Source organism: Tritonibacter mobilis (genome assembly GCF_001681715.1).
In the GTDB taxonomy this organism is placed as follows: domain Bacteria; phylum Pseudomonadota; class Alphaproteobacteria; order Rhodobacterales; family Rhodobacteraceae; genus Epibacterium; species Epibacterium mobile.
Map to the genome: position 1 here is coordinate 261,082 of NZ_LNWY01000001.1, position 18,139 is coordinate 279,220.

General features: G+C 58.3%; 18 protein-coding genes. 7 read left to right on the forward strand and 11 right to left on the reverse strand.

What is annotated here, in order from left to right; translation table 11 throughout:
- Positions 1 to 5 precede the first annotated feature (5 nt).
- The 10 genes from UB90_RS01230 to UB90_RS01275 all read right to left on the reverse strand — a co-directional run bounded on the left by UB90_RS01230 (position 6) and on the right by UB90_RS01275 (position 10,228).
- Entirely contained in the window at positions 6 to 1,055 is a 1,050-nt protein-coding gene (locus UB90_RS01230; RefSeq protein WP_065324675.1) for a lipoyl protein ligase domain-containing protein, read from the reverse strand.
- A gap of 127 nt (positions 1,056 to 1,182) precedes the next feature.
- Entirely contained in the window at positions 1,183 to 1,908 is a 726-nt protein-coding gene (locus UB90_RS01235; protein ID WP_065324676.1) for an SDR family oxidoreductase, read from the reverse strand.
- 53 nt (positions 1,909 to 1,961) lie between these two features.
- A complete protein-coding gene (locus UB90_RS01240) occupies positions 1,962 to 2,693 on the reverse strand; it encodes an SDR family oxidoreductase (RefSeq protein WP_065324677.1) in 732 nt (243 codons plus the stop codon).
- A gap of 80 nt (positions 2,694 to 2,773) precedes the next feature.
- Positions 2,774 to 3,751 (reverse strand): ABC transporter permease, encoded by a 978-nt coding sequence (locus UB90_RS01245; protein WP_065324678.1) that lies wholly within the window; start codon positions 3,749 to 3,751, stop codon positions 2,774 to 2,776.
- On the reverse strand, positions 3,741 to 5,243 hold the full coding sequence (locus tag UB90_RS01250) for a sugar ABC transporter ATP-binding protein (RefSeq protein ID WP_065324679.1): 1,503 nt from the start codon (positions 5,241 to 5,243) through the stop codon (positions 3,741 to 3,743). The genes UB90_RS01245 and UB90_RS01250 overlap by 11 nt, the downstream gene beginning before the upstream one ends.
- A 68-nt stretch (positions 5,244 to 5,311) precedes the next feature.
- Positions 5,312 to 6,223 (reverse strand): ABC transporter substrate-binding protein, encoded by a 912-nt coding sequence (locus UB90_RS01255; protein ID WP_009176094.1) that lies wholly within the window; start codon positions 6,221 to 6,223, stop codon positions 5,312 to 5,314.
- Between the two features lie 95 nt (positions 6,224 to 6,318).
- Positions 6,319 to 7,203, reverse strand: coding sequence for an AraC family transcriptional regulator (locus UB90_RS01260; protein WP_005610349.1), 885 nt, complete (start codon positions 7,201 to 7,203; stop codon positions 6,319 to 6,321).
- 340 nt (positions 7,204 to 7,543) lie between these two features.
- Positions 7,544 to 8,581 carry an NAD(P)-dependent alcohol dehydrogenase gene (locus UB90_RS01265; RefSeq protein ID WP_065324680.1) on the reverse strand — a complete coding sequence of 346 codons (1,038 nt, stop codon included), beginning with the start codon at positions 8,579 to 8,581 and terminating at the stop codon, positions 7,544 to 7,546.
- A gap of 335 nt (positions 8,582 to 8,916) precedes the next feature.
- Positions 8,917 to 9,156 (reverse strand): (Na+)-NQR maturation NqrM, encoded by a 240-nt coding sequence (gene nqrM / locus UB90_RS01270; RefSeq protein WP_005610347.1) that lies wholly within the window; start codon positions 9,154 to 9,156, stop codon positions 8,917 to 8,919.
- 40 nt (positions 9,157 to 9,196) lie between these two features.
- Entirely contained in the window at positions 9,197 to 10,228 is a 1,032-nt protein-coding gene (locus tag UB90_RS01275) for an FAD:protein FMN transferase (RefSeq protein ID WP_065324681.1), read from the reverse strand.
- A 168-nt stretch (positions 10,229 to 10,396) separates the two neighbouring features.
- Here UB90_RS01275 and UB90_RS01280 point away from each other — a divergent pair, with 168 nt between their 5' ends.
- The 6 genes from UB90_RS01280 to nqrF are packed head-to-tail and all read left to right on the forward strand — an operon-like array spanning position 10,397 to position 16,247.
- The gene (locus UB90_RS01280; RefSeq protein ID WP_065324713.1) at positions 10,397 to 11,740 is read left to right on the forward strand and encodes a Na(+)-translocating NADH-quinone reductase subunit A; all 1,344 of its coding nucleotides are present in this window, start codon (positions 10,397 to 10,399) and stop codon (positions 11,738 to 11,740) included.
- Between the two features lie 4 nt (positions 11,741 to 11,744).
- Positions 11,745 to 12,944, forward strand: coding sequence for an NADH:ubiquinone reductase (Na(+)-transporting) subunit B (locus UB90_RS01285; RefSeq protein ID WP_065324682.1), 1,200 nt, complete (start codon positions 11,745 to 11,747; stop codon positions 12,942 to 12,944).
- On the forward strand, positions 12,937 to 13,749 hold the full coding sequence (locus UB90_RS01290; protein WP_065324683.1) for a Na(+)-translocating NADH-quinone reductase subunit C: 813 nt from the start codon (positions 12,937 to 12,939) through the stop codon (positions 13,747 to 13,749). The genes UB90_RS01285 and UB90_RS01290 overlap by 8 nt, the downstream gene beginning before the upstream one ends.
- Positions 13,749 to 14,402, forward strand: a complete 654-nt coding sequence (locus UB90_RS01295; RefSeq protein ID WP_005610332.1) for an NADH:ubiquinone reductase (Na(+)-transporting) subunit D — start codon at positions 13,749 to 13,751, stop codon at positions 14,400 to 14,402. Before UB90_RS01290 ends, UB90_RS01295 begins: the two co-directional genes overlap by 1 nt.
- Positions 14,402 to 15,010, forward strand: a complete 609-nt coding sequence (gene nqrE, locus UB90_RS01300; RefSeq protein ID WP_005610330.1) for an NADH:ubiquinone reductase (Na(+)-transporting) subunit E — start codon at positions 14,402 to 14,404, stop codon at positions 15,008 to 15,010. Before UB90_RS01295 ends, nqrE begins: the two co-directional genes overlap by 1 nt.
- A gap of 13 nt (positions 15,011 to 15,023) precedes the next feature.
- The gene (gene nqrF / locus UB90_RS01305; protein WP_065324684.1) at positions 15,024 to 16,247 is read left to right on the forward strand and encodes an NADH:ubiquinone reductase (Na(+)-transporting) subunit F; all 1,224 of its coding nucleotides are present in this window, start codon (positions 15,024 to 15,026) and stop codon (positions 16,245 to 16,247) included.
- 76 nt (positions 16,248 to 16,323) lie between these two features.
- On the opposite strand, the gene UB90_RS01310 is transcribed toward nqrF, so the two are convergent.
- Positions 16,324 to 16,980 carry a GntR family transcriptional regulator gene (locus tag UB90_RS01310; protein ID WP_065324685.1) on the reverse strand — a complete coding sequence of 219 codons (657 nt, stop codon included), beginning with the start codon at positions 16,978 to 16,980 and terminating at the stop codon, positions 16,324 to 16,326.
- A gap of 135 nt (positions 16,981 to 17,115) precedes the next feature.
- Here UB90_RS01310 and dctP point away from each other — a divergent pair, with 135 nt between their 5' ends.
- The gene (dctP, locus tag UB90_RS01315) at positions 17,116 to 18,102 is read left to right on the forward strand and encodes a TRAP transporter substrate-binding protein DctP (protein ID WP_065324686.1); all 987 of its coding nucleotides are present in this window, start codon (positions 17,116 to 17,118) and stop codon (positions 18,100 to 18,102) included.
- The last annotated feature ends 37 nt before the right edge of the window (positions 18,103 to 18,139 follow it).

The window sequence follows — 18,139 nt, forward strand, 5'->3', positions numbered from 1 at the left end:
CCCTATCAGGGCAGCTTATTCAGCCATGCCTCAGTGCCATATTTCGTGGCAACCAGTTCTTCGGCGGCACGATATTCGTCATCGGTGATGTCCCCCACCGTTGCGCCATTTAGATCGGTGAACGTGGCCTTCATCGACTCGATCACATCGCTGCGCTCCATACCGGTCTGGCTGCGCACCGGGTCGACCCGCTTGGCAGCGCTAGCCGTGCCTTTATCGGAAAGTTTTTCGCGTCCAATCCGCAGCACCTGCATCATTTTCTCGGCGTCCATGTCGTAGGCCATGGTCACGTGATGGAGGACGGTTTTATTTGCGAACCGGCGTTGTGCGGCGCCGCCGATTTTGCCCTTGGGGCTGGTGATGTCGTTGAGCGGTTTATAATAGGCTTCAATGCCGAGCGTGTTCAGAGCCTTGAGGACCCAATTGTCCAAAAACGCATAAGAATCCGCAAAATCCATATCCGCGACCAGCTCAACCGGGGCATAGAGCGAGTAGGTAATGGCGGTGCCTTTTTCGACGAACATCGCACCGCCACCGGTCGAGCGACGCACGACCTCAACCCCGAGTTTCCCGGCGGCGTCCATGTCCACCTCATTCTTCACCGACTGGAATGAGCCAAGGATGACCGCCGCGCGGTCCCATTCCCAAAAGCGCAGGGTTGGCGCGCGCCGGCCTTTTGCAACCTCATGTGCCAGAACCTCGTCCAGCGCCACATGCATCAGGGGCGTGACAGGTTTGGAATGCACAATCTGCCACTCAAAATCTTGCCACGTCTTGGCCACCCCGAGGGCGCGGCGTACCGCAATCGCGACGGCCTCGGGCGAAAACCCAAAGAGCAGCACATCTTCGGGCAAGGCGGTCTTGATGGCCTTTGACAACTCCTGCACCGATGCGCTGGTGCTTTGACCGCTTAGCGCGTCGCAAAGGGGCCCAAGTGCCTCTTCGGGTTCCAAAAAGAAATCACCCGAGATCTGAACATCTGTGATCGTACCCTCGGCAACGTTGACATCCGCAACAACGAGTTTGCCGCCCGGCACCTTATATTCGCCATGCATATCGCATCCCTCTCTTTTATCCGCATAGGTGTGGCTGAAGACCCGAGGGCCATGGCTACCGACGGTTGTATATTAGAGGGGCATGAGGGGATGCAATCGCGTCGCGATCTGCGGGCGGCGCGCAAGGTCAGACGGAGAGAAACCCGCCATCCACCGGCAGAACCGCGCCGGTGATCATGGCAGATCCCTCTGACAGCAACAAAGCGACGCTGGCTGCGACCTCCTCCACTTCGGCAAAGCGACCGACAGGATGGCGGACCATCATGGGCTGGGATTTTTCCGGCGCGGACCATGCCTCCAACGCAAGTTCCGTGAGGGTAATGGTCGGCGCGATGCAATTGACGCGAATGCCGTGAGGGCCAAATTCCTTGGCCATCACCCGGCTGGCACCTTCCAGCCCGGCCTTTGACGCCGCATAACACAGGTGTTCGGCAAACCCCCGATGCCCCGCGATCGAGGTGATATTGACGATCGCACCGCCGCCACCGGCGGCCACACGCGCGCGCGCAAACGCCTGACAGGTGATCAGGGCTGCCCGCAGGTTGATGCCCAGCACCGCCTCATAGCCCGCATCGGTCATGTCGAAACTGCTCTCCAGCACGTTGATGCCCGCGCTGTTGATCAGGAAATCTGCGGGCCCTGCCTCTGCCATTGCATCACGTGCAGCCTGCGGGTCAGACAGGTCAGCCTGCACCGTTCGGCAGTCGATTTCGGCGGCGAGGCTCTGAAGGTCGGCCCGCGTGCGGCTGATCGCGATAACGCGCGCGCCCTGCCCCGCCAGATAGAGGGCGCAGGCCCGGCCGATGCCCTTGCCCGCGCCGGTAATGATGACGCTTTTACCGTCAAAACTCATGACTCTTCCTCCGCTTGATTGAGGTCACCTGTCCGCATTGTCCGAAGGTGGCGCTACATGCGCTCAAACGCGGTCGGCATCACGATCACATCGCGCACCGTGACCTGCCGTTTGCGTGTCAGCATGAATTCCAATGCATCGGCCACCTCTGCGGGGTCCATCAGCGCTCCGGCCTCTTTGGCCTTGCGCAGGTTTTCCTCGGGCCAATCGGCCAGCAGCGCCGAGACCACAGGGCCGGGCGACACCTGCGCGACCTTCACGCCATATGGGATCATCTGGCGGCGAATGCCCTGCATAAAGCTGGTGATCGCCCATTTAGAGCCTGAATAGACCGGCTCCCAATAGGCCGGGTAATGTCCGGCAATCGAGTTTGTCACCACGATGTCGCCGCTCTTGCGCTGCATCATATGGGGCAACACCGCCTGAATGTTCTTCATCACCGCATTGACGTTGAGGTTCAGCATCCGGTCGATGGCTGCCGGATCGCTTTGCCACAGGTCGCCGCCGATATACGCACCGGCGTTGCAATACAGGATGTCGATCTGGCCCACCTTGGCGAGGATCTCGGGCACCATCGCATTGCAGCTGTCCACGTCCAGCAGGTCGGTCACCTGCGCCACGGCGTGATCGCCATATTTTGCAACCAGATCCGCCAGCGCGGCAGCATTCCGGTCAACCATCACGACCTTGCAGTCATTCCTGAGAAGCATCTCGACGGCGGCCAGACCGATACCGGAGGCCGCACCGGTCACTACAGCGACCTTGCCCTTGAGCGATTGAGACATTCGCGAATTCTCCTGATTTTTGTTTTGGGGGAGATTTTGTGCAGAGGGAGCGGGCGACCACGCGGGGCCGCCCGAAGGAGCTACCATTCGCGCCCGATGTAGATGGCGAGCAGGATGATAAGGCCCTTGATGACGTCCTGAAGGTAGGGGTTGATGCCCATCAGGTTGAGGCCGTTGTTGAGAATGCCCAGAAGCACCGCACCGATCAGCGTACCGAGGATCAGCCCGCGTCCACCGGCAATTGCGGTTCCGCCCAGCACCACAGCCGCAATCGCGTCCAGTTCAAAGCCAACGCCTGCGTTTGGCTGACCGGACATCAACCGCCCGGTGAGGATGAGCGCCGCAAACGCCGAGGTCAGCCCGGAAATTCCGTAGACCGTGAGCTTGATGAACTGGGTTTTCACGCCCGAGAGCTTGGCCGCGAGCTCATTGCCACCAATGGCATAGACGTGACGTCCAAAGGCCGTGCGCTGCAACAATACCCAAGCCAAGGCATAGATCACCACCATGGCGATCACCGGAACTGGTACGATCCCGATGCGACCAATGCCAAACCAGGAAATCCACGACGGGATACCAGAGATGGGATAGCCGCCCGAATAGAGCAGGCCCAACCCGCGGGCGATGCCCATGGTTGCAAGCGTCACGATAATCGCAGGCATGCGCCCCCATGCAACCATGGCACCGTTGAACAGACCAAGGCTGACACCAACGCCCAGCCCCGCCAGAAGCCCGACCCAGCCGGGCATCGCCATATTGACCATCAGCCCGGCTGCCAATGTGCCCGACAGCGCCATGACCGCGCCGACGGAGAGGTCGATCCCGCCGGTCAGAATGACAAACGTCATACCAACCGCGAGGATGCCGACAATCGACACCTGCCTGAGCACATTCATGATGTTTGAAACCGAAAAGAAGTTCTCGGAGGCAAATCCCATCAGTATGGACACCACGATCAGCCCGATCAGGGGCAATGCCAGCGGTGAGTGCAAAATCCGGCGCAGATTGAAGGCGCGGCCCGCGCGACCTGCCTCGGCCGTAGTGGTGTTATGCGACATGTCGAACCCTCCCCGTGGTGGCATGTGTCATGATGTCTTCTGAGGTAATGGCCGTGCCCTCGACGGTGGCGACGATGCCGCCCTGCCGGAACACGCAGACCCGGTCGGACATGCCGATCACCTCGGGTAGCTCCGAAGAGATCATGATGATGGCATAGCCCTGCGCCGTGAACGCCCGCATGAGCTGGTAAATTTCGGCCTTGGCACCGACGTCGATGCCCCGTGTGGGTTCATCAAAGATCAGCACTTTCATCTGGTGATTGAGCCAGCGCGCAATGACCACCTTTTGCTGGTTGCCGCCCGACAGGGTGTCGACACGGTCCATGGGGCCTTGTGCTTTGACACGCACCTGCTGCATCGCCGTTTCAGTGTCGGCGCGCTCTTTTTGCAGATCGAGGAACCAGTGCCCGCGGCGGTATTTGCCGTAGTTATTGATGGAGATGTTTTGCAGGATCGAGAAGCTGGTAATCAGCCCCTGTTCCTTGCGGCTTTCGGGTAAAAGCCCGATCCCCCGTGCCAGCGCGTCTGCCGGTTCGCGAAACCTTATGTCTTCGCCTTCGACCTGAAGCGCGCATTTCGCGGCCGGATAGGCCCCCAGCAATGCCAGCGCGGTTTCCGTGCGTCCCGACCCAACCAGCCCGGCAAAGCCGAGGATTTCACCTTCACGCAATACAAAATCCGACACCGGACCACCGCGTCGCAACTGCACCGCCTGGCAGTTCAACAGGACCGGCGCATCCTGCGGGATACTGGGTTTTTCCGGAAAGCTATTTTCGATCCGGCGGCCCACCATCATCTCGACCAGACGATCATTGTCGGTTTCAGAGACGAGGCAATCGCCCACATATTCCCCATCGCGCAACACGGTGATGCGGTCGCAGATTTCAAAGATCTCTTCGAGGTGATGCGAGATGAAAATGATCGCAACACCCTGCCGGCGCAGCTCGCGCATCACCTTGAACAGATGCTCCACCTCGGAGGGGGTCAGGGTTGCGGTGGGTTCATCCAACACGAGAATACGGGCGTTGAGCGAGAGCGCCTTGGCGATTTCGACAAATTGCTGCTCGGCCACCGACAGTTTCCGGATCGGCACATCGAGCGGCACATCGACCTCAAGCCGGGCCAGAATGTCCTCGGCGCGTTTGCGCATGGCTTTGCGGTCCAGCAGGCCAAACCGCGTGCGCAATTCGCGGGCGAGGAACATGTTTTCAACCGCATCCAGATAGGGGATAAGGCTGAATTCCTGAAAGACGATGCCGATCCCTGCGGCGATGGCCTCGTCGTAATTGGCGAACTGGCGCTCCTGACCCTCAATGAGGATGGACCCTGCACTGGGCTGCAAAATGCCTGTGAGGATCTTCATCAGGGTGGATTTCCCGGCCCCGTTTTCCCCAAGCAGCGCGTGAACTTCGCCAGCGTTGACCTCGAGATCGACACCGTGCAGCACCTGAATGGTGCCAAATCTCTTTTTGATTCCGCTCAGTTGCAGCATGACGCACCTGTTGTTTGCCATTGCAGGACAAACCACCCCCGACATCGTGCCGGGGGTGGCGGGTGGTTTTACCAGCTGAAGTCAGCGGCGTTCTTTGCGTCGACGACGCGCACATCGATCGGCACTTCGCTGGGCACAACACGCGCGCCCCACTTTTGCGCCAGCGCCATGGCAAGGCCGACGCGCACCTGATCGCGTGGGAACTGGGCCGTGGTCTCGATGAAGGGTCCGCCTGCGGCAATCGCGGCCACCGCCTCGGGAGCGCCATCAACTGAGGTCAGTTTGATGTCACGGCCCGACCCCTGAATTGCAGCCAATGCGCCCATTGCGCCGCCGTCATTCACCGAAAAGATCCCGGCAAGGTTCTGATGCGACTGGATCATGTTCTCGACCACGCCGAGGGCGACGGACCGGTCCTGACGGCCATTTTGGGTATCGACCAGCGTGATCCCGTCATATTCCGCAAGCGCGGCCTTGCAGCCTTCGACCCGTTGGAGGATCGGCACCACCGGGATACCGTCGAGGATTGCCACTTCGCCAGACCCGCCAAGTGCATCTGCCAGATACTTGCAGGATTGATACCCCGCATCGCGGTTCTTGGAGCCAACAAAGGTATCCACCGGACCATTGGCGTTTGCATCAACGGCGACGACGATCACGTCCTGCGCTTTTGCCATATGCACCGCGCTCTCAATCCCGGCGCTATCGGTTGGATTGAGCAGCAGAATGTCGATGCCCTGGGTCAGCATGTCCTCCACATCCGAGATCTGCTTGGCCACGTCATGACCGGCGTCGGTCACGACCACCTCGGCCCCGAGATCTTTGGCCGCTTCTGTCAGCGCTTCCTGCATGGAGACAAAATAAGGATTATTCATCTCCTGAAAGGTCATGCCGATCTTCAGACCGTCTTCGGCCACCGCTGGCAAAGCCATAGAGACCGCGAGTGCAGCCGCGGACACGGCTCCAAACATATGTTTCATTGATAGTTCCTCCCAAGGTTCCAACAGGCACAGCCTGTCCCTTTCCGAATGGCCCCTCGCCATTCGAATTCACAAAGTCCGAATTTCCGTCTGGTTCAGCCCGTTTCTGAGAACACCCCGTTCGCAGCAAAGGTTGCGCGGAACTGGGAGGGCGACATGCCCTTCAGTCGCGCAAAGTGACGGTTGAAGTTGGAGAGGTTGGAGAAGCCGACATCATAGCAGATCTCGGCCACTTTGGCCTCTGGTCGGGTCAGGAGCATCTGGCAGGCCAGATCCACCCTGAGTTGGTTTTTATATCGCACCAGCGTCGAGCCGGTGTGGCGCTTAAAAGACCGCGAGAAGGCGCTGGGGCTTTGATTGACCATCTGCGCGAGGTCTTTTTCATCGATATTCTCGGTCAGGTTCTCACGCAGATAGGCAATCGCCTTGTTGACGCCGTTCTCCTGCAAGGATTCCAAGTCCAACTCGTAGCTGAGACTGGCCAGCACCTCAGGGTCCGGCGCGCAGGCCAATAGATCGAGGATGGACCAAAACAATGCAAGGCGGCGCAAGCCACGTGCCTCAAACAGCTCCATCATCAGCGGCTTGATCCGCTCGGCGGTGGCCTCGTCAAACAACAGCCCGCGATGACTGCGGTCCAAAAGCGGGCGGATGGCTTCCATCTCCGGCATGGAGGCGCAGGCGTCCTCGATAAATGCAGCAGGAAACTGGATCACAAAGGAGCGTTCCGGCACGATTTGGCCGGGCTCGATTTCGGAGATCCAGTTCTGTGGCAGGTTGGGGCCTGTCATGATCAACTGGCCGGGTCCAAATTCGCCGATGTGATCGCCGATGTAGAAGGTGCCGTGCGTGTTCACGACCAGATGAATTTCGTACTCGGGGTGATAGTGCCACCGCACCGTCCGGAACGGGTAGCCATGCATCCATGCCGCAAAGCTCTCGCCCTTGCGAATATGCACGAGTTCCAGATCAGGTAACATCGTCTCTCCTCCGTCGCGTCCGTCCTTCCCGTCTCCACTCAGGAAGAACCGCGTTGTTTGACGGTAGCTGCTGGAAAACGGCGGCTCTACCTCAGATCGAAGTTTTGACAGATACTTTTTTGACCGATTGGCGCACAAAAGAGACCAAATCAGCGCATACCGGGCCACCCTCTTAAAAACAAATCGCGCCGCAGTGCGGCGCGATCAGTCAGGTATAGTTGGATAGATGCCCTGTTTTTAAAGATTTTGGAGCTTTGCGGCCCGATTCTCCGCCCGAAATGCGCACACGCACCCCTTGTACTTTTTTCGCACTCAAAAAGTGCTCAACCGCGAATTGGAATCACTGCGGCATCACGATCTGAAGCTTCACATCGCTGTCACGCGCCTCCACCGCACGATCAAATCCGGCGATGCTGTCTTCAAAGGGTAGGCTCGCTGAAATGAGCGGTTTTAAGTCCACTTTGCCCGAGGCGATCAATGCAATCGCGCGGTCATAGACATTGGCGTAACGAAATACTGTCTCAAGCCGCAATTCGCGCGCCTGCAGACCAACGATATCAACAGGAACCGGATCGACCGGCATGCCAACCAGAACAATCGCGCCACCGGGACGGGCAAATTCATGCATTCCCAATATGGCAGGCGCTGCGCCAGAACACTCAAACACCAGATCCGCGCCCCAGCCATCCGTTGCTGCGGCCACTGCATCGGTCAGGGATTCGTCGCGAATATTTACCGTTTCGATGCCATCGTAGGCTCCGATGATATCCAGTTTGGGCTGTGCAAGATCTGCTACGATTACGCGCGCGCACCCCCCTGCAAGAGCTGCGAGGGCGACCATCATCCCGATGGGGCCAGCCCCGGTTACAACCGCAATGTCACCGGGCTGGATTTTTGCCCGCAAGGCCGCCTGCATGCCAATCGCAAAGGGTTCAACCATCGCGCCTTCGGCAAAGCTCACATTATCGGGCAGCTTATAGGTAAAAGCAGCAGGATGGATGACCTCTGGCGTCAGGCAACCATGCACCGGCGGGGTGGCCCAAAATCGCACGGCCGGGTCGACGTTGTATATCCCCAACTTGCTGGCGCGTGAATCCGGGTCTGGAATGCCCGGCTCCATACATACGCGATCGCCGGGTTTAAGATCCGTCACCGCATCGCCGCAGGCCACCACTGTTCCTGACGCCTCATGCCCCAAAACCATCGGTTCGTTTACCACAAAATGGCCGATCTTGCCGTGGGTATAGTAGTGAACGTCAGAGCCGCAAATCCCGACAGTATGCGTTTTAATACGGACATCGCGCGGACCAAGCGTCGCGGGGAGCTCAAACTCGCGCAGTGCCAGCTTACCCTTTTCTTCTAGTACCAATGCTTTCATCTTACGCTCCTCCGCACTTCGGTCCTGGCAGGAAGGTTTGCCCTCCCCTCCCCTTGTGCTCTCCTGATGCGCTGCCTGTTGTAAACCAAAACCCGCTGCCCACGCTGTAATTTCAGGTGCCGAGGAAAATTCGTATCACAGGCGCGCATGGAACCGCGCAGGTCTCGCCGTACGCATGACCATCGCACAGCAGATGATTGCTGCTAGAGAAGCGTGATTCGCCTGCGCAAGGCCCCGTGTAATGGGCACAAAGGAAAAAACCGAAAGAGGGTGACGTGCCCTCTCCCGGTGGAGAAACTGATATTCGGTGATACCGACTGAGGCGTGACGCGCGGCTAGCTTTGCTCGCGCTCCATATCCTCGATCATCTTGCGCGCGCGCGGACAGGCGAGACGTTCACGAAGAGGGCTATCGGGGTCGATATCCTTCTTGCAAACAAGACATTTGTCCGCGTCCGCAATCGCGTTGAGGCCGCCACAGCTGCCTTTGATGGTGCGACCGCTGAACATGACCCCAAAGGCCATTCCTACCATCACGATCAGGAACAATCCGAAGGTCAGCAGAAAGGTCGACATCACAGGCTCCTTGAAATCAAGTAGCGCCAGAGCGCGACGGTTAGGCCGTCAGCGCCTCAAAGCGTTTGGATGCAATGGATTTAAACCCGTTCTCACCATTTGCAACCGCACGATCCAAGAACAGTACCGCCATATCACGCTGATTTGCGATCTCGAGACCACGCTCACGGCCCAGCACCAGCATCGCTGTTGCCCATGCATCCGCCAGCATCGCGTTGTCGGTCAGCACAGTGACAGAGGCTGTATCATGCTCGACCGGGCGACCGGTGGTTGCGTCGATGATATGCGAATAGCGCTTGCCTTCGTAATCAAAGAAGTTGCGGTAATCACCAGAGGTCGCCATGCCCATGTCTGAAAGACCGACAACCTGTGTCACGCCGCGATCATAGGCCTGCGGTGTCTCAATGCCGATCTGCCAAGGCTGACCGTCGGGATTGCGGCCCGCAGTGTAGAGGTCGCCGCCGATCTCAACCATGTAGTCGGTGATACCGTAGCCCTTGAGGACGCGCGCCACCTGATCAACACCGAAGCCTTTGCCGATGGAAGAGAGGTACACCTCGGCCCCGTCGTTGAGCTTCTTGAGGCCACCGGCCTCCAGTTCGACCGACTGTGCCTGACCGCAGCACCCCATGGCGGCGGCGATCTCTGCCTCAGACGGCATATCGCTGCGAGTCTGACCCGCGCCAAAGCCCCAAAGGTCAATCAGCGCGCCGACGGTGACGTCAAAGGCACCGTCGCTTGCAACATGCACATCCTGCGCCGCCTGCATGACGTGGTGCAACTCGCCGGAGACAGAGAGGCTCTCGCCCGCTGCGACTGCGTTAAACCGCGACACTTCAGAAGAGGCGTCCCAGTTCGACATCTGCACATTGACCTGTGCCAATGCGATATCGACGGCGGTTTGCAGTTCGGCTTTCTCGACAGATTTGCTGTGATCGATCGCAACAATGGAGTAGCTTGTGCCCATCGTCAGCCCGCTGAGCTCCAGCAATGACCATCCTTTCTTGCAAGCCATGAGTGCAAGTGGCATGACCATAAAACTACGGCGAGAAAGGAGAAGAGGGTTCGACACAGGCCTACTCCGCTAATGATGCTGGGTGTTCAACGCTTGGTTCCGTGCGCTTCTGGGACAGAAACAGGACGGGTTCAACAGGAAATTATAAAATTTCCTCCTAAAGAACTTTCAAACCGCGTCGCAGTGAAGCATAAGGCAGCCGGAAAATGGACAGGACATGAAGACGTGCAGCAACATACGTTGAAAAAAGGTCTCGATGTTCCGGTGCTGGGGGCACCTGACACCAAGATCGAAGACGCAGCAAAAGTCCGGACAGTCGCCATCCTCGGCCAAGACTACATCGGACTAAAGCCCCGACTCTCGGTTCAGGAAGGTGATGTCATTGCAGCAGGCGCTCCGGTGCTTGCGCATAAGGACACGCCAGAGGTTCAGGTAACCGCACCGGTTTCGGGACGTATCAAAGCGATCAACCGTGGCGCGCGCCGCGTTTTGGTCAGCGTCGAGATCGAAGTGGATGAGAGCGCCGCAGAGCCGGTGGATTTCTCCTCTGTTGGGGATGACAGCACGGCTGACGGTCTGCGAAAACGCTTGTGTGCCGCGGGTTTGTGGACATCTTTCCGCACCCGCCCCTACTCCAAGATCCCTGCACCAGATGCTGCGCCAGCCGCGATATATGTGACGGCGATGGATAGCGAGCCGCTGTCTGGCGATGCAGCCACCATCATCAACGATCAAGGCGAAGCCTTTGCCCGTGGCCTTGCGGCGATCACCGTCCTGACCGAAGGCAAAACCTACCTGTGCCAAGACAGCGGAGCCACAATCCCCGGCGCCGATCTGGCCAGCGTTACTGCGGTTGGGTTCTCTGGTCCCCACCCTGCTGGCCTTGCTGGCACGCATATGCATTTTCTGGAGCCGCCTTCCGCTGAGAAGACAGTCTGGAGCATCGGCTATCACGATGTCATCGCCATTGGTCACCTGCTGCTAACAGGGCGCATCAATAGCGCGCGCGTCGTGGCACTCTCTGGCCCCAAATGCAGCCGCCCGCGTCTGGTCCGTACCCTTTCCGGCGCGTCGATGACCGATCTTTGTGCCGAGGACCTCGGCACGGATGATCCGATTCGCATCATTTCTGGCTCGATCCTGTCCGGTCGCGCAGGCGAAGGCGTCACCGCCTATCTGGGCCGCTACGCCCGTCAGATCACGCTGATCAAGGAAGACCACGATCAGATCCCGCTGGGCTGGATTCGCCCGATGGCCTCGAAATACGCCGTGCAGCCTGTTCTGGGATCGGCCTTTTCCAAAAAGCTCTATGCGCTGACGTCGAACCTCAATGGAGGGCGCCGCGCCATGGTGCCGATTGGCACGTTCGAGCAACTGATGCCGCAGGATTTCCTGCCGACACAGCTCTTGCGAGCGCTGCTGGTGATGGACACCGATCAGGCTCAGGCGCTGGGTGCGCTTGAACTGGACGAAGAAGACCTCGGGCTCTGCGGTTTTGCCTGCCCGGCCAAATATGAATATGGCCTCGCCCTGCGCGACAGCCTCAGCAAGATCGAAAGAGAGGGATAAGACTTTGGGTCTTCGCAATTTCTTTGATCGCATCGAGCCGCAATTCCTAAAAGGTGGCCGGTACGAAAAATTCTTCCCCGTCTATGAGATGGTGGAGAGTTTCATCTACACGCCCAAGACGGTCACGACCGCCGCACCGCATGCCCGCTCTTACATCGATATGAAGCGGATCATGACCTATGTGGTGATCGCGACCATCCCTTGCATTCTGTTCGGGATGTATAACACGGGTCTGCAGACCAATATGGCGATTGCCGAATACGGTGCATCGGGCTGGCGCGCAGCCATCATCGAGACGCTGGGCATCGGCTTTGATCCCAACAACCCGTTTGCCAATATCATGCATGGGCTGTTGTATTTCCTGCCGATCTACATCGTGACGCTGGTTGCCGGTGGTATCTTCGAGGTGATCTTTGCCGTGGTGCGCGGTCACGAGGTCAACGAGGGCTTCCTCGTCACCTCCATGCTTTATACGCTGATTGTGCCTGCAACGACGCCACTTTGGCAGGTCGCGCTTGGCATTATCTTTGGTGTGGTGATCGGCAAGGAAGTCTTTGGCGGCACAGGCAAGAACTTCCTCAACCCTGCACTTGTGGGCCGAGCGTTCCTCTACTTTGCTTACCCCGCCTATATGTCGGGTGAATCTGTCTGGACCCCGGTCGATGGCTTCTCTGGTGCAACGGCGCTGGCGATCAGCGCATCCGACGGCCACGCCACCCTGCCTGAGCGCGGTATCGAGTGGATGGACGCCTTTATCGGAACCATTCAAGGCTCGTTCGGCGAGACTTCGACGCTGGCGGCGATGATCGGTCTGGCGTTCCTGTTGATCGTGAAAATCGCCAACTGGCGACTGATTGTAGGCTGTATGGCTGGCATGATTGCCTTCTCATCGCTGCTGAACTGGATCGGATCTGACAGCAACCCGATGTTTGCAATGCCGTGGTACTGGCACTTTGTGCTGGGTGGCTACGCCTTTGGTCTGGCGTTCATGGTGACGGAACCGGTGTCCGCTTCGCATACCAATATGGGCCGCTATATTTACGGCGCACTCATCGGTTTCATGGTGGTGATGATCCGCGTCATCAACCCGGCCTTCCCCGAAGGCATGATGCTCGCGATCCTCTTCGGCAACGTCTTCGCCCCGCTGATCGACTACTTTGTCGTGCAGGCGAACATCAAACGGAGGGCAAAGCGCAATGTCTGATGCAAACGAGAAAAAGGGCCTGATCCGTCGGTTTATCGACGCTCCGCCCGACTCCGTCGGCAAGACCATCTTTGTGGCTGTTTCGCTCTGCCTTGTGGCGTCAATGGTGGTTTCGGCTGCCGCTGTGGCCCTGCGCCCGGTGCAAGAAGAGAACAAGCTGCGCGACAAACGCATCAACGTGTTGCAGGTCGCAGGTGTCTACGACGATAACGTGCCGGTGGCTGAAGCATTTGCCGCGTTTGAGCCGCATGTTCTGGATCTGTCGACCGGCGAATACACCGACCAGTTCGAAATCGAGACTTTCGATGCGCTGGCGGCCTCGGATGACCCGGCCATCGTGCGTGCGCTGGACGAAGATCCCGCGGGTCTGGGCGGCACCATGCAGGCTTACCGCATGATCTATCTGCTGCGCGATGATGCAGGCGAGGTCGACAAGGTGGTCCTGCCGATTGAAGGCTATGGCCTGTGGTCCACGCTCTATGGGTTCATCGCGCTCGAAGAAAACGGCAACGACATCTTCGGCTTGCAGTTCTACCAGCACGGCGAAACACCCGGTCTTGGTGCCGAAGTGGACAACCCGCGCTGGAAAGCGCTGTGGAACGGCAAGAAACTCTTCACTGAGGATGGTCAGTTGGCGATCACCGTGGCCAAAGCTGCACCGCCCGCCGGTCAGGAGTACCACGTGGATGCGCTGGCCGGTGCAACGCTGACATCTGTTGGCGTCGACAGCCTCGTAAAGTTCTGGATGGGCGAGGCAGGCTATGGTGCCTTCCTTGAGCGGCTCAAAGCAGGAGAGATCGACTGATGGCACAAACCTATCGTTCGCAACTGGTCGATCCACTGGTCGACAACAACCCGATCACACTGCAGGTTCTGGGCATCTGTTCCGCACTGGCGGTCACCTCCTCGATGCAGGTGGCCTTTGTGATGGCGCTGGCGGTGACCATGGTGACGGGTTTCTCGTCCTTGTTCATCTCAATGCTGCGCAACCAGATCCCCTCCTCGATCCGGATCATCGTTCAGATGGTGATTATCGCGTCCTTGGTGATCCTCGTGGATCAGCTCCTCAAGGCCTATGCCTATGAAATTTCCAAGACGCTCTCGGTCTTTGTGGGTCTTATCATCACCAACTGTATCGTGATGGGCCGCGCCGAAGCCTTTGCGATGAAGAACCCGCCTGTGGCGAGCTTTATCGACGGGGTTGGCAACGGTCTGGGATATGGGCTTTTGCTGCTGGTCGTTGGTTTCTTCCGCGAACTCTTTGGCGCAGGCTCCCTGTTTGGAGTCACCATTCTGGAGACCGTGAACAATGGCGGCTGGTATGTGCCAAACGGCATGCTGCTGCTTCCGCCCTCGGCCTTCTTCGTGATCGGCCTTCTGATCTGGGGCATCCGCACTTGGAAGCCGGCACAGGTCGAAGAGCGTGAATATAAAATTCAGACGGTGGAGGCACACTGATGGAAGGATTGCTTTCCCTCGCGGTCAAGGCCGTATTCGTTGAGAACCTCGCCCTGTCGTTCTTCCTCGGCATGTGTACCTTCTTGGCGGTGTCGAAAAAGATCTCGACCGCGATTGGTCTTGGTATCTCAGTAATGGTGGTGCAAGGCATCACCGTGCCTGCCAACAACCTGATCCTGACCTATCTGCTGGCGCCGGGCGCGCTGGCATGGGCCGGTTTCCCGGATGTGGATCTGACCTTCCTTGGTCTCATTTCCTATATCGGCGTGATCGCGGCCATGGTGCAGATCCTCGAGATGCTGCTCGATAAGTACTTCCCGCCGCTCTACAACGCGCTTGGAGTCTTTTTGCCGCTCATCACCGTGAACTGCGCCATCCTTGGTGGCTCGCTCTTCATGGTGGAGCGCAGCTATGACTTTGCCGAGGCGACCACTTATGGTCTGTCCTCCGGGTTCGGCTGGGCCCTGGCAATCACGGCAATGGCAGGTGTGCGCGAAAAGCTGAAATACTCCGATATTCCCGACGGGCTTCAAGGTCTCGGTATCACCTTCATCACCGCAGGTCTGATGGCGATGGCCTTCATGTCCTTCAGCGGCGTGAAACTCTGATAGGAGCGCAGACGTGACTACATTCGGACTAGGCGTTCTCCTGTTCACATTGATCGTTGTCGCACTGGTGACGATCATTCTGGCGGCGCGTTCCAAGCTCGTCAGCTCGGGCAACGTCAACATCACCATCAACGGTGAGAAAACCATCTCTGTTCCGGCGGGCGGCAAGCTGCTGCAAACGCTGGCGGCGGAGAAAATGTTCGTCCCCTCCGCCTGTGGCGGGGGTGGCACCTGTGCGCAATGCCGCGTGCGTGTGCATTCCGGTGGCGGCTCGATCCTGCCCACCGAGGAAAGCCACATCACCAAGCGCGAAGCCTCTTGTGGCGACCGCCTGTCCTGTCAGGTCGCGGTCAAGCAGGACATGAACATCGAAGTGCCCGAAGAGGTGTTCGGCGTGAAAAAATGGGAGTGCACCGTGCGCTCCAATGAAAACGTCGCAACCTTCATCAAAAACTTGGTGCTGGAACTGCCCGAGGGTGAGGATGTGAACTTCCGCGCCGGTGGCTATATCCAGATCGAGGCCCCGGCGCATAAGCTGTCCTACAAGGACTTTAACATCGAGGAAGAGTACCGCCCCGATTGGGACAAGTTCAATCTGTGGCAGTATGAATCGACCGTCGATGAACCGATCGAGCGGGCCTATTCGATGGCCAACTACCCGGACGAAAAGGGCCTTATCATGCTCAACGTCCGTGTTGCCTCGCCGCCGCCGGGCTCCACCGGCATTCCGCCCGGCCAGATGTCTTCGTATATCTTCAATCTGAAGCCCGGTGACAAGGTCACCATCTCCGGCCCGTTTGGCGAATTCTTCGCCCGCGACACCCAAAAAGAGATGGTCTTTATCGGCGGTGGTGCGGGTATGGCGCCGATGCGGTCGCACATCTTTGACCAGCTCAAGCGTCTGGAAAACCGTGATCGCAAGATCACCTTCTGGTACGGGGCACGCTCCAAACGGGAGATGTTCTTTGTCGAGGATTTCGACCAACTGGCCGAAGAATTTGACAACTTCGAGTGGCATGTGGCGCTCTCGGACGCGCTGCCAGAGGACGACTGGAAAGGCTACACCGGCTTCATCCACAACGTGCTCTACGAGGAATACCTCAAGAACCACCCGGCGCCCGAGGACTGCGAGTTCTACATGTGTGGTCCGCCGATCATGAACCAATCGGTGATCAACATGCTCTTGGAACTGGGCGTGGATCGCGAAGACATCATGCTCGACGATTTCGGCGGCTAAGCCAGAGCGTTCAGAAGGGGGCCAAACGGCCCCCTTTTTCATACCCGCCTACCCTCTTGAGTCGCGAAATTCGCCACTACTCCGCAGCGTTTTTGAGGGTTGCCATCAACTGATGGAACTTCTCGCCCTGCACCGCGACGTGATTGCGCAACGCATCGGTTGCGGCCTCCGCATCTCCTGCCTCCAGCGCACGTACAATCTGTTCATGTTCGGACATGGACTGCCCCATGCGCCCCCTGAACCGCAGTTGCTGACGGCGATACGGTTGCAGACGCTTGTGCAGTTTCGCGGCCTCCTGCGCGAGAAAGCTATTACCGGATTGCTGGTAGATGATTCTGTGAAAGCGCTCGTTTTCAGAATAATAGGCATCCACATCGCGCGCAGCGACAGCCTGCTGGCAATGCTCGTTTGCATCACGCAGCTCTGCCAGCGCGGCATCGGAAATCCGCAGCGCCGCAAGCCGCCCACAGACGGCCTCCAGCTCTGCCATGACCTCAAACATTTCCAACAACTCGACAGGGCCAGGCTGGCGGACAAATGCACCACGTCGCGGGATGAGTTCCAGCAGGCCCGATAGTGCAAGGCGTTGAAATGCCTCACGAAGCGGCGTGCGCGAGACACCGAATTGTTCCGCAAGCCGAACCTCATCCAAACGATCCCCATCGGCATAGGTGCCATCGAAGATCAGCTCTTCGAGTTGTTCGGCAATCGTATCGGCACGGCGTTTTTCCATATCTCAGATCATTATCACGCGCGCTGTAAAATTCAAGCGAGCTATTATTGTATACAAACCTGTTGACTTAAAAAACATCGCGCGATTACCCTTGCGACACCTTCGGCATGATCGGGGGAACCAAGGGAGGAAAACATGAACACATTTCTGAAGGCCGCTGTCGCGGGCCTCGCGCTTGTTGCAACCGGCAGTATGGCCAGTGCAACCGAGCTACGCCTGTCGCACCAATGGTCCAACAACGACATTCGCCATAAGGTCGCGCAAATGGTTGCGGATGAGGTGGCCGCCGCTGATGTCGACCTGAACATTAAGATCTTCGGCTCCAAATCGCTGTTCAAACCGCGCGAGCAGTATAAACCGCTGAGCCGAGGCCAGCTCGACATGACTGTCCTGCCGCTGTCTTACGCGGGTGGCCAGCAACCGGCCTATAACCTGACCTTGATGCCTGGTCTGGTGAAAAACCATGATCACGCAGCTCGCTTGTCGGCGTCGCCCTTTATGGAAGCGCTCGAAGAGAAAATGGCCGAAGATGACGTGATGGTTCTGGTTCACGGATATCTAGCGGGCGGTTTTGCCGGCAAAGACAAATGCATCACCGCCCCCGAGGACGTTCAGGGCCTGCAGACGCGGGCAGCGGGCAAATCTTTTGAACAGATGCTGGCTGGCGCGGGGGCCTCTATCGCCTCCATGGCCTCGTCCGAGATCTATAACGCGATGCAAACCGGCGTTTTGCAGGCAGCAAATACGTCGTCTTCGTCCTTCGTATCCTACCGGATCTACGAGCAGGTCAGTTGCTACACCCCTGCAGGCGATGTGGCGCTTTGGTTCATGTATCAACCGCTTTTGATCAACAAGACCACCTTTGAAGGTCTGAGCGCAGAACAACAAGCCGCCCTGCGCACCGCCTCCGAGAAAGCGCAGGCCTATTACCTAGAGGAAGCCAAAAAAGAAGATGCCGCCTCCGCCAAGGTGTTTGCCGATGCCGGTGTCGAAATTGCGCAGATGACAGCCGAGGATTTCGATGCATGGCGCGAGTTGGCGAAAGAAACATCCTATAAGCAGTTCGTTGCAGAGGTGCCGGACGGGCAACAGTTGCTCGATCTCGCGCTGTCAGTCGAGTGATCGGCACCGCGTGACACCACACATCCCGGAGCGGCCG

Coding starts and splice junctions, on each gene's coding strand:
- UB90_RS01235 (WP_065324676.1), bottom strand. CDS start 1,908: ATGAGTTTTGACGGTAAAAGCGTCATCATTACCGGCGCGGGCAAGGGC.
- UB90_RS01255 (WP_009176094.1), bottom strand. CDS start 6,223: ATGAAACATATGTTTGGAGCCGTGTCCGCGGCTGCACTCGCGGTCTCT.
- UB90_RS01240 (WP_065324677.1), bottom strand. CDS start 2,693: ATGTCTCAATCGCTCAAGGGCAAGGTCGCTGTAGTGACCGGTGCGGCC.
- UB90_RS01310 (WP_065324685.1), bottom strand. CDS start 16,980: ATGGAAAAACGCCGTGCCGATACGATTGCCGAACAACTCGAAGAGCTG.
- UB90_RS01295 (WP_005610332.1), top strand. CDS start 13,749: ATGGCACAAACCTATCGTTCGCAACTGGTCGATCCACTGGTCGACAAC.
- nqrM (WP_005610347.1), bottom strand. CDS start 9,156: ATGTCGACCTTTCTGCTGACCTTCGGATTGTTCCTGATCGTGATGGTA.
- nqrE (WP_005610330.1), top strand. CDS start 14,402: ATGGAAGGATTGCTTTCCCTCGCGGTCAAGGCCGTATTCGTTGAGAAC.
- UB90_RS01250 (WP_065324679.1), bottom strand. CDS start 5,243: ATGCTGCAACTGAGCGGAATCAAAAAGAGATTTGGCACCATTCAGGTG.
- UB90_RS01260 (WP_005610349.1), bottom strand. CDS start 7,203: ATGTTACCTGATCTGGAACTCGTGCATATTCGCAAGGGCGAGAGCTTT.
- UB90_RS01290 (WP_065324683.1), top strand. CDS start 12,937: ATGTCTGATGCAAACGAGAAAAAGGGCCTGATCCGTCGGTTTATCGAC.
- UB90_RS01230 (WP_065324675.1), bottom strand. CDS start 1,055: ATGCATGGCGAATATAAGGTGCCGGGCGGCAAACTCGTTGTTGCGGAT.
- dctP (WP_065324686.1), top strand. CDS start 17,116: ATGAACACATTTCTGAAGGCCGCTGTCGCGGGCCTCGCGCTTGTTGCA.
- UB90_RS01245 (WP_065324678.1), bottom strand. CDS start 3,751: ATGTCGCATAACACCACTACGGCCGAGGCAGGTCGCGCGGGCCGCGCC.
- UB90_RS01265 (WP_065324680.1), bottom strand. CDS start 8,581: ATGAAAGCATTGGTACTAGAAGAAAAGGGTAAGCTGGCACTGCGCGAG.